Origin of the sequence: Clostridium cylindrosporum DSM 605, from assembly GCF_001047375.1 — a bacterium.
Taxonomy (GTDB): domain Bacteria; phylum Bacillota; class Clostridia; order Clostridiales; family Caloramatoraceae; genus Clostridium_AB; species Clostridium_AB cylindrosporum.
Window position 1 is genome coordinate 150171 of record NZ_LFVU01000002.1, and the last position, 11039, is coordinate 161209.

9 protein-coding genes, 1 tRNA gene, 1 rRNA gene and 1 riboswitch are annotated in these 11039 nt (G+C 30.1%); of the genes, 3 read left to right on the forward strand and 8 right to left on the reverse strand.

Translation table 11 applies throughout. The features are described from left to right. Positions 1-74: 74 nt before the first annotated feature. Entirely contained in the window at positions 75-839 is a 765-nt protein-coding gene (locus CLCY_RS01315) for an EFR1 family ferrodoxin (protein WP_048569331.1), read from the reverse strand. Between the two features lie 125 nt (positions 840-964). Further along, a riboswitch (cyclic di-GMP riboswitch) is annotated at positions 965-1051 on the forward strand. A gap of 49 nt (positions 1052-1100) precedes the next feature. On the opposite strand from CLCY_RS01315, the gene CLCY_RS01320 reads away from it, so the two are divergent. Continuing rightward, positions 1101-2009: a hypothetical protein gene (locus CLCY_RS01320; RefSeq protein ID WP_048569332.1), complete on the forward strand. Its 909-nt coding sequence runs from the start codon at positions 1101-1103 to the stop codon at positions 2007-2009. A gap of 131 nt (positions 2010-2140) precedes the next feature. Here the strand turns inward: CLCY_RS01320 and rarD are convergent, their stop codons facing one another. From rarD to CLCY_RS01345, 5 genes are all read right to left on the reverse strand, one after another. Beyond that, positions 2141-3043: an EamA family transporter RarD gene (gene rarD / locus CLCY_RS01325; protein ID WP_048569333.1), complete on the reverse strand. Its 903-nt coding sequence runs from the start codon at positions 3041-3043 to the stop codon at positions 2141-2143. Positions 3044-3282: 239 nt separating this feature from the next. Beyond that, positions 3283-4203, reverse strand: coding sequence for a glycerophosphodiester phosphodiesterase (locus CLCY_RS01330; protein ID WP_053083215.1), 921 nt, complete (start codon positions 4201-4203; stop codon positions 3283-3285). 286 nt (positions 4204-4489) lie between these two features. Then, entirely contained in the window at positions 4490-6016 is a 1527-nt protein-coding gene (locus CLCY_RS01335) for a polyamine aminopropyltransferase (protein WP_048569334.1), read from the reverse strand. Positions 6017-6034: 18 nt separating this feature from the next. After that, positions 6035-6457, reverse strand: a complete 423-nt coding sequence (locus CLCY_RS01340) for a DUF350 domain-containing protein (RefSeq protein ID WP_048569335.1) — start codon at positions 6455-6457, stop codon at positions 6035-6037. Between the two features lie 17 nt (positions 6458-6474). After that, positions 6475-7590, reverse strand: coding sequence for a DUF4178 domain-containing protein (locus tag CLCY_RS01345; RefSeq protein WP_048569336.1), 1116 nt, complete (start codon positions 7588-7590; stop codon positions 6475-6477). Positions 7591-7849: 259 nt separating this feature from the next. Here CLCY_RS01345 and CLCY_RS01350 point away from each other — a divergent pair, with 259 nt between their 5' ends. Beyond that, positions 7850-9214, forward strand: a complete 1365-nt coding sequence (locus tag CLCY_RS01350; protein WP_048569337.1) for an MDR family MFS transporter — start codon at positions 7850-7852, stop codon at positions 9212-9214. A gap of 219 nt (positions 9215-9433) precedes the next feature. Then, entirely contained in the window at positions 9434-10720 is a 1287-nt protein-coding gene (locus CLCY_RS01355; protein WP_048569338.1) for a glycoside hydrolase family 18 protein, read from the forward strand. Between the two features lie 115 nt (positions 10721-10835). Here CLCY_RS01355 and CLCY_RS01360 read toward each other — a convergent pair. After that, positions 10836-10919, reverse strand: a tRNA-Leu gene (locus CLCY_RS01360). Between the two features lie 5 nt (positions 10920-10924). Continuing rightward, positions 10925-11039 (reverse strand): 5S ribosomal RNA (gene rrf, locus CLCY_RS01365); the annotation flags it as partial.

An 11039-nucleotide genomic window follows, 5' to 3' on the forward strand; every position in this document is an offset into this window, starting at 1 on the left:
ACTTATATAATAACATTTCTTTTCACTGATGGGAATGCATTAGTGAAAGTTATTTACGTAAATACACTTTTCTTTTATATCAATTCATTAATATCTATGCTAGGGTGCTTATACCTTTCTTTCTTCACTGTTTTCTTTCCTATGTTTATTGCTTCTTTAGGACATAGGTTTATACATGCCAAGCAATCACTACATTTTTTATTCCAAGTAGGCTTTCCATTTACTAATACAATATTATTACTAGGGCATACTCTACTACATATATCACAGGATACACACTTGTCATTAACATTAAAGTTCTTATCTTTGCTTTTATATAAATCTTTCCACATATTATATAGGGCAAAATGAATACCGAGTCTTCCACCTAAAGGCTTAACTTCTCTATTTTTAATACTTATAGCTATCTCTGATATAATAGGTTCATTTTTCTTTATAGATTCCCCTACTCTTTCAGGAGTAGCACTTCTTCCAGCTCTTATATAATTAGATACGTATTTGATAGTGAAATAATTTGAAATCTTATTTTTGCCATTTAAAAGCTTATTAATATGTCTAAAGCTCATATTAGCTCCTCCGCCACCAGTAACACCTACTGAGAAAATATAAGGATTTCCTTCTATATTCACCTTACTTAAAAACTCCTCTAAAACTATAGGCACTGATCCCACATGTATGGGATATATAAACCCTACTACATCTGCATTTATATCAAACTGCTTGTCCTTTAGTAACTTGGAAGCTGAAAAAACTTCTCCCTCGCATAAATCCTCACAAATTCTCTTGGCTACGTATAGACTATTACCTGTAGATGAAAAATAATATACTTTTACACTCATTAAATTCTACTCCTTAAAACACTAATTCTTATACATATATATACAATTATAATCTATTATAATAAAATTAAAAGTCTTATTACTTTCTGTATAATTTTTTGGTATAATAAAACAAATATTAATAATTCTGAAAAAGGCAAATTTGTCGAAAGGCAAAGACGCAAAGCTATGGACCTAAGGGGTAATAACCCTATGGCTGCCAGGTTACCAGGACTCCATATAGGAGCCTCTTGAGCTTTTCAGTATAAAGGAGAGGTTATTATGAAATTTGCAAAAATTTTTTCTATTACTTTATTGATCACAATTCTTATCATACCAACAAGTATAGTTAAAGCAGAAACTATTCAAACCGGTAATTCTATTCCAAATAATGTAGGCTTTTCTACTTGGTTATGGAACACCTCTGAAATAGTAAACAACTCAGAGGATATAATAAACTTTCTAGTAAAGAAAAGAGTTAATACTCTTTATCTTCAAATTGATTATAATTTAGATTATATGTATTACAAAAACTTTATAAGAAAAGCAGCTATGAATAATATAGTTGTAGAAGCTTTAGATGGAGCTCCAACTTGGGTGTCAGATGATGGCGGAATTCTTCAAGGGAGATTTTTCAATTGGCTTAGTAGATATCAAAAAGCTTCATCATTAAACGAAAGATTTAAAGGTGTTCATCTTGATGTAGAACCATATGGAAATGAGGAGTATGCTACAAACCAAAATAAAATAATATCAAAATATCAAGATCTTCTTCTAAGATCAAAAAATGCTTGTAAAAAACTAAATTTAAATCTAGGTATAGATATTCCATTTTGGTTTAATCAGATAAAGTATAATACTAGCTATGGTAATGGAAATCTTGCTGAATGGATATTTAAAAATATAAAGAGTGTTACAATTATGGCATATAGGGACATTGCCACTGGAGATAATGGAATTAATAAAATTGCTGAAGTCGAAATGAACTTGTGTAAAAAATATAATGTAAAAGCAACTATTGCTGTTGAAACTGGAAGCCTACCTGATACTACTTTTGTTACTTTCTTCGAAGAGGGAGAAAGTTATATGTACAACGAATTAAATAGAGTTTACTTAAACTATAATACTAATCCATCCTTTAATGGTTTTGCGGTACATTATTTCGATAGTTGGATAAACATGAAACCTTAATAATTTTAAGCTAAACTTTACTGAAATATACTATAAATTAAATATATTTAAAACTAAAAGCTAAAGCAATTGTATTCGTTGCTTTAGCTTTTATTATTTCTGCATATATTTATCAAAAGATATAATATGGATTACGATACTATATCACCTTTCTTTTCCTTCTTTACAAACTTTGTTTCTGATATAGAATATACTAGAAGTGAAAGCCATATAAATCCAAAGCTTATTAGGTGAACTATAGTAAACTTTTCATGAAATAAAAATATGCCTAATAATAAACTCATAGTAGGAGAAATATACTGAATAAATCCAAGAGTAGAAAGGGGAATTCTCTTAGCACCCTTTGCAAATAAAATTAAAGGTGTTGCTGTAACAATTCCTGAACAAACTAAAAGTATTGTTTGAAAAGCTGTAATATTCCCAAATGCCCCAATCCCATTAATCTGTCTTGTTATTATGTATATTAAGGCGAAGGGTGTAACAAGTGCTGTTTCTATTCCAAGGGAAACCATTGAACCAGCATTAGTAAGCTTTTTTAACAGTCCATATAGAGCAAAGGTAACTGCTAAGGCAATTGAAATCCATGGGACCTTACCATATTGGAATGTTAGAACTAATACTCCTGTTGTTGCCAAAATAAGTGCAGCTATCTGACCCTTTGTAAGCTTTTCCTTCAAAAATATAACTCCAAAAAATACAACTATTAAAGGATTCATATAATAACCAAGGCTAGACTCTACTATGTGATTTGAATTAACAGCCCAAATATATAATCCCCAATTAACAGTTACCATAGCAGCTGAAAGTGATATAAATAATAAGCTTCTTTTATTTTTAATAACCTCTATAAGTTCCTTCAATTGACCATTTCTCATTAATAGTATTCCAACAAATATAAATGCCCAGAATATTCTATTGGCAAGAATCTCAAATGGTGCTACGTTATTTATTGCCTTCCAATATAACGGTAATATACCCCATAAGAGATAGGAAAGTGTAGCATATATTACTCCCATTTTAGTTCTACTAATCATTTATTAACGCTTCCTTTCTGTCTTAAATTAATAAAATGCCCTAATTAATATACTAGCCTATTTTTCTTATTTTTTATATAGATATTAAGAGCCTTATATTATAAATATAAAAAACATTCAATCATATTTTAGTAAGTTAATGATTAAAACTCCTACATGAGAATAAAGTTATTTCAATCTCATATAGGAGCTTTGGCAAGATTCCCACTATTATATTAAAATGTATAGTCATTTAAAATTTAAGGAAACAAATAATTAGCTAATATGTTCATAAATTTATTCTTCTGCGGATAAATTATATCCTTAACCATGTAAGGATTATCAGTAATTATACTATCCACCTTTAAATCAATCATTTTCTTAATTAAACTCTGCTCATTAATAGTCCATACAAAAACTTGTTTTCCTCTTTCATGAATATTATTAACAACATTCTTATTTACAAAGTTTGATTCAATACCGTATATATCAATATAATCTAAATCATAAAACTTGCTATATGTAACCTTTGTCATAAAACAGGTTACTATCTTGGAGTCTAGTTCTTTTACTCTTCTTAATATCTCTTTATTCGAAGATGCTATTATACATTGGTTTTCTATTTTATTTGTTTTTACTAAATTAACAACTTTTTCTTCTATATTGCTATTTATATTATTGTCGTGTTTCATTTCTATGATCAATTTTGTTTTATCCTTAGAAAATTTAATTACTTCTTTGAGAGTAGGTATTTTTTCTCCAGTAAAACTAGGACTAAAGTGACTTCCTGCATCATAGGTTTTTACCTCATCATAATTAACTTCCCAAACATTTTTATCTATTCCCGTTGTTCTTTTGAAATTTGAATCATGAAGAAGAATCAACTCCCCATCCTTTGTCTCTTGAATATCAATTTCTATGTACTCTGCCCCACTAAGAAATGACTCTTTAAATCCGGCTAAAGTATTCTCTGGGGCTATTGCAGCTGAGGCCCTATGAGCTGTTACCTTAGGCTTATAGAAAAACTCATTATTAAAAAAAGTAGTACTGTGCATATAAAAAACTTTTGACTCAACACATAAAACTACTAAAATCACTATTAGCTTCAAAATAGTTATTAAAATTAATGTACTAAAATTATATTCCACCAAGGTTATAAAACTATTAAAAATTTTCTTCATAACTTCCTCTTGATCTTCTTTACTTGTTATATCTTAGCCATTAAAACCTTAGGCTAAAACTATATTCATCTTATAGCATTATCCTTTTGTATAGTTTTTATCAAAAATATTTTTATAAAATAACACTTTTAACTGCTGCAATATTATCTGTTGACTTCCTCTAAAATACAATACACCTCATAAGTTTTATATATCTTTAAAAAGAAAAAGTGCAAAATTCTAATTGAATTCACACTTTTATAAATTAAAAATAATATACAAATAATAAATTTTATATAAAACATTTTTATCTCCATACATTTACTGCATCTAAATAATACTTTAATAAATGTGGTTTTACTAAGGTATTTGTACTAAGACTACCCTTGATGACTATTTCATCTTTACTAAACTTAAATAGCCTATCTATACTTTCATCATTTAAAAATCTTGTTTCTATACCTACTTTAATATTCTTAATATTTATAGGGTACTTAGTAACTAACTGAAAACCCCAATCCCCAAAGGTAGGTACTTCAACGTGATAAGGAATAACATTAAACCCTTCCTCTTCTAAAGTCTTATTAATGCACCAATAAGCCTCTTTAGCATAATATGGACTTGTTGACTGGATAGCCATTGCCCCTGTAGAAGCTAAACTATTTCCACATAATCTGTAAAATACGTTTGTGTATAATTTGTTTAAACTTTCATTATTAGGGTCGGGTAAATCTACTATTATTACATCATAGACTTCTTTAGAATTTTCAATAAACTTAAATGCATCATCATTTACAATTCTTAGCTTACTACTACTTAAAGAGTTTTCATTAAGCTTTACTATATGCCTATTAGTTTTACCTAGCTTAACCATTTCTTTATCTAGGTCAACTAATGTGACTTTCTCTACCTTTGGATACTTTAATATCTCTCGAAGGGCAAGTCCATCACCACCACCTAGTATAAGAACCTTTTTAGCGTTTTTAGCTACATTCATTGGAATATGCACCAAAGTTTCATGGTATCTATACTCATCACTAGCAGAAAACTGTATATTCCCATTTATAAATAATCTTAAGTCATCCTTATGCTTTGTAAGTACTATATTTTGATACTTTGTTTGCTCCGACAAAATAACCTTATCTCTATAAAGCCTACCCTCAATAGACTTTGCTATATTATCAGAAAAAATTGTTCCACAAAGCATTAGTATAAGTATTATAATAGAAACTAGTTTAAAACTTCTAATATTGTCTATGTATTCACTATATCTATAAATTATAATAAGTGAAACAATTATATTTAAAGCTCCTACCAAAAATGCAGTTGTGAAATAACCGAATTTAGGAAGTAAAAACAATGGAAAAGCTATAGACCCAATTAACCCACCTATATAGTCGAAGCTAAATATTGTAGACAGAGTTATTCTAAGGTTCTTGGTATTATCCTCTATTATTCTAGTTAACAGAGGAATCTCAAGCCCTACTAAGGTACCTATAAGTATTATCTCTATGTACATTATTAACTCATAGCTTTCAATATAAATATTCGAAAGAAAAAGAACTAATGTACTTATTCCTCCTAGTATTCCTACACCTATTTCTACAGAAACAAACCAATCAAAAAGCCTTCTTTTAATATGCTTAGATAAATATGAGCCAAGACCCATAGCACTCATATATAATCCTATTGTTATAGAAAATTGTTTTATACTATCTCCAACTAAAAATGAACTAACTGCACTAATCAATACCTCATAAATAATTGAACATCCTGAAATTATTAAAGTTGTTAACATTAACAGCTTATAATCAAATTTTTTAACATCACTCATTTATTTCACCTATATAGTCTAATAAATAGCCCCACTTATTACAATTGATAATCCTATAAATAATCCCATAACCATAAGTCCAGCTGCAGGATTACCACTTTCAATCTCCTTATTTAGGTTATACTTTTTATTCATTGTAAGAATTGCTAAGTACCCTAGAATACATATACCAACTCCAATGAAGAAATATATTATTGTTCCCCTTACCCCATCTAATAAGGTAGTAGCCGCTCCTGAAATGTCTGGAGATATTATTGCGCTTTTTAGGATTACTCCTATTCCTATATATATTCCTGCTGTTATATAGCCTACTGCAACATTTCTGTTTTTTATTTCTGTTGGAAAGTGACATGGTATAACTAAATCAACTAAAAAGGTTCCTAAAATCATTAACACTATTCCTATTCCACAATACATTATCGTAATTAATATATCTTGCATTTATCAAATCCTCCTTTTTACTTACCAGAACTTATTCCATCTCCCGATGACGACCTTGAATTAACACTACTTTGTCTAATACTATCAGAGTAAGTTTTATACTTATTGCTATTACTAGGTGTAATCTTAGCGCCTTTATAATCACTATAACTATTTCTAAGATTTTTATATCTTCTTATATCCTTAGTATATCCCTTAGTATAATAGTAGCTTCTATAGTAGTGACTACTTATATCGCTACCCATATAAAGGGTATTTCTACTTGCATATGCGTATTCTCTTGAACTTACTTGTATCCGTGTCTTTGAATCCTCACCTTTATAAACTATAGCAATCTCATCAGATGTGATAATAGCCACTGCACCATCTTCTTCATTTTCTTGAACATCCTCAATAGATCCTTGAAGCTCATCAATAATTTGCATAGCTGCCTCTTCTATTGTTTTTTCAGTAGAATATACATCTGCCTTTATGTCCTTATCTAAATCTGAAGTTATAGAGGTTTCATATTGAAAATTATCAATTAGTGCTATTCTGGTTGATAAACTATTATTTGGATTACTCGTTCCATAAAATACCGTTATTAAAATAATTACTAAAACAAATGCCCCTAAAATCACCTTATTTAATTTATGACCTTTAATTTTATCAACCCAATATAGTGTAGATGTATCATTACTGTTACTTTCGTCTAACTTCTCAATATTGTTTTTATTTATATAATATCCTTTAGAATATTCCTTCTCCCCATTCCATTCTTCAATAGAAATTAATAACTCCTCTACTTCATTTTCATATTCTATATAGAAAACTTTCTCCCCTACATCTACGTCTACATTTCCTTCATAATCTAATACTATAGCCGAATTAGATTCTAGCTTTTCATAGCCCTTATCATTAATGTTTTTTTCTATGAACTCTTCGCTGTATGATTCTTCACTATATACTGCATATTCATCATTAATATTATCAACGCTTAGCCATAGAGTTTGAAAACTCCTAGACTTTATTTTATATTCAGCCCAGCTTGTCCCATCTGAATCCTCAAACAATATACACCCTTCTACTTTATACCTAACTCCACTTATTCTAATACTACTTCCTATGTCTAGTGATATATCACCTTTAACCATATTTTTCACCTGCCTTTATGCTACTTAATCTTGACTTAATATCTATAAAATTATATCACAGTTTGAACTATCTTCCATTTGAATAAATAATTTTTATTCTATATATAAATACCCTTTTTATTATTATAAAATTATGGTTTAATAAAGAAGTTACTTTTGTAGTTATTTACCCAATACTTCATATTAAAAAGTATAATAGTCTGAACTACACAAAGAGAAAATTATTAATGTTATATACATAGAAAGCGAGGAACTTTTAATGAAAAAATGGATTATGATATCACTTATGCTCGTTACATCCTTATCAGCTATGGAAGCAACCATTGTAAGTACTGCAATACCAAGTATTGCAAATAGTCTTTCTGGAATAGAGCTTGTAAGCTGGATATACGCTATTTATATGCTAACTACTGCAGTATCTACCCCTATATATGGAAAGCTTGCCGATTTATTTGGTCGTAAAAATGTAATTATGTTTGGGACTATAACCTTTTTAATTGGATCTACCCTATGTGGACTTGCTGGTAATATGTCTCAACTTATAATATTTAGAGCGATTCAAGGAATTGGTGCTGGAGCTATAATGCCTATTACAATGACAATTATAGGAGATTTACATACCGAACAACAAGAAAGGGTTAAAGCACAAGGCTGGATTAGTGCTGTATGGGGAATATCAGGAGTTATAGGACCACTTCTTGGTGGTTTTTTAGTAGATGCCCTTTCTTGGCACTATATATTTTTTATAAATCTTCCATTTGGAATACTGTCTCTTTTCATACTAATGAGACAATATCATGAAAATTTAAAGAAAGAGAAACACTATATTGATTACCCTGGGGCTATAACTTTTTCCCTTAGTATAATTGCACTTTTATATTCTTTACTATCAGGTAGTCAAAATCAAGATTGGAACAACCCTCTTCTTATTGGACTATTTATTTCCTCATTAGTATTGTTTTTTGTATTTATTTTTATTGAAAAACGCTCTCCTGAGCCACTAATTCCATTTAACCTTTTTAAAAATTTCAACCTAAGTACTGTATATTTTTTAACATTATTTTTAGGTGGAATTCTTATTAGTGTTATAGCATACTTGCCTATATGGACTCAAGAAATCTGGAATAAAAGTGCTACACAGGCTGGAATCATGCTAATGCCACTGCCTGTATGTTGGACAATTGCTTCAATTTTTTCAGGGCAAATAGTTGGAAAAATTAAGCCAAAATATATTGTGATAATAGGAACTTTTATATTATCATTTGCCTCATTTTTATTATTCTCCATGAATCCTTCATCTAAAGAGTTTTTAATTTATATAGTCATGGGACTTCTTGGAGTAGGTATGGGAATAACAACTCCTATACTTATGTTATTTATTCAAAATGCAGTTACAAATAATAAAAGGGGAATAGCTATTTCACTAAACACTTTCATTAATACCTTTAGTCAGACCCTTGGCGCAGCTCTATTTGGAGTAATATTTAATATTAGCATTCATAGGGCTGCTGCTTCACAGACAAACTTATTTTCTGGTGTTCACACTATATTTTCTATTACAATGTTGTTAGCTTTTATAAGTTTCTCTATTTCTTGGTTATTTGTTAAGAAACAATCTGCTTAAACACCTTAAAACTTGTTAAAAAACTTTTATTAATAATAAATATACAAATTCTAAAGAATCCTCCTAGGATATTGTTCCTAGGAGGATTCTTTATTGACTTTAATTTCTTCCTTGCTCTACATATACAATTAACTTATAGCAGAAATAATATAATAGTACACTTTTCTTTCTAGGCCATATAATAATAATGAATAATTTTTTTAATAAGAAGGGGATTTTATGCAGATTCATGTTGTAAAGCCAGGGGAATCAATATTTGAAATTGCTAGAATATATAATTCTACAGTTTCAGAAATTGTAACAACTAATGAAGTTCCAAATCCTAATGATTTAGTAGTTGGACAAACATTAGTAATTCCTATCATTGGAATGTACTATTGGGTTCAACCGGAAGATACTCTATACAAAATCGCTAATCGATTTGGATTAAGTTATCAGGAACTTGCACAAATCAATAGAATTTCAGTTACTCAAGAACTTCAAATCGGATTTAAGCTATATATTCCTAAAAAACCTAGAAGAAAAGCAGAAATAAATGCATATATTGAACCAACAGGTGGTATCGTTAGCCCCACATTAGAGGAGGCAGCTAAAAATTCAGCACCTTATTTGACATATATTACACCATTTAACTTCCAGATTCAAAGAGATGGAACATTAAAAGCTCCTCCTCTAGATAATTTTCAGGCAATAGCAAGAGAGAATAACACAATCTTAGTCATGGCAGTTACTAATATTGAGAAAGGACAATTTAGTGCAGAATTAGGAAGGATAATTTTAACAGATGCAGAAATACAAAATCGTTTAATTCATAATATCATTGCAACAGCAAGACAGTATAATTTTAGAGATGTACATTTTGATTTAGAGTTTTTGCCTCCTAACTTAAAAGAAGATTATAACAATTTTTTAAGGAAGACAAAGGCAAGATTATCTTCTGAAGGTATTCTAATGTCTACGGCATTGGCACCAAAAACAAGTGCTACTCAAGTAGGTGCTTGGTATGAAGCCCACGACTATAAAGCTCATGGAGAAATTGCAGATTTTGTTGTCATAATGACTTATGAATGGGGATATAGTGCTGGTCCCCCAATGCCTGTATCTCCAATCGGTCCAGTTAGAAAAGTTATTGAATATGCTTTAACAGAAATACCTGCTAATAAAATTATGATGGGACAGAACTTATATGGATATGATTGGACACTTCCCTATGTTCCTGGAGGAGAATATGCAAAGTCATTAAGCCCTCAACGTGCAATTGAAATAGCATCAGAAAACAATGTTGAAATTAAATATGACTATAAAGCAGAGGCGCCTTACTTCAATTATACAGATAAAGCTTCTAAACAGCATATAGTATGGTTTGAAGATGCAAGGTCTATTCAAGCAAAGTTTAATCTTATAAAAGAATTAGGTTTACGAGGAATTAGCTATTGGAAGCTTGGACTTTCTTTCCCACAAAACTGGTTACTGATAGAAGATAATTTTCATGTAGTAAAGAAATAATTTTTAGTATTGAACTCATTCAATTGCCCAAACATAATACTTTTTAAAGTAGATGTTTGGGTATCTTAATAAAAAAGGGCATAAAAAAAGACACCATATATTTGGTGTCTTTTTTTGGTGCGGATGGAGGGACTTGAACCCCCACGTCATGGACACTAGATCCTAAGTCTAGCGCGTCTGCCAATTCCGCCACATCCGCATGTTACGAAGCGACTTCCTACCCTCCCAGTCCGTCTCCAGACTAGTACTATCGGCGTTAAAGAGCTTAACCTTCGTGTTCGGAATGGGAACGGGTGTATCCTCTTTGCCATCATCACTT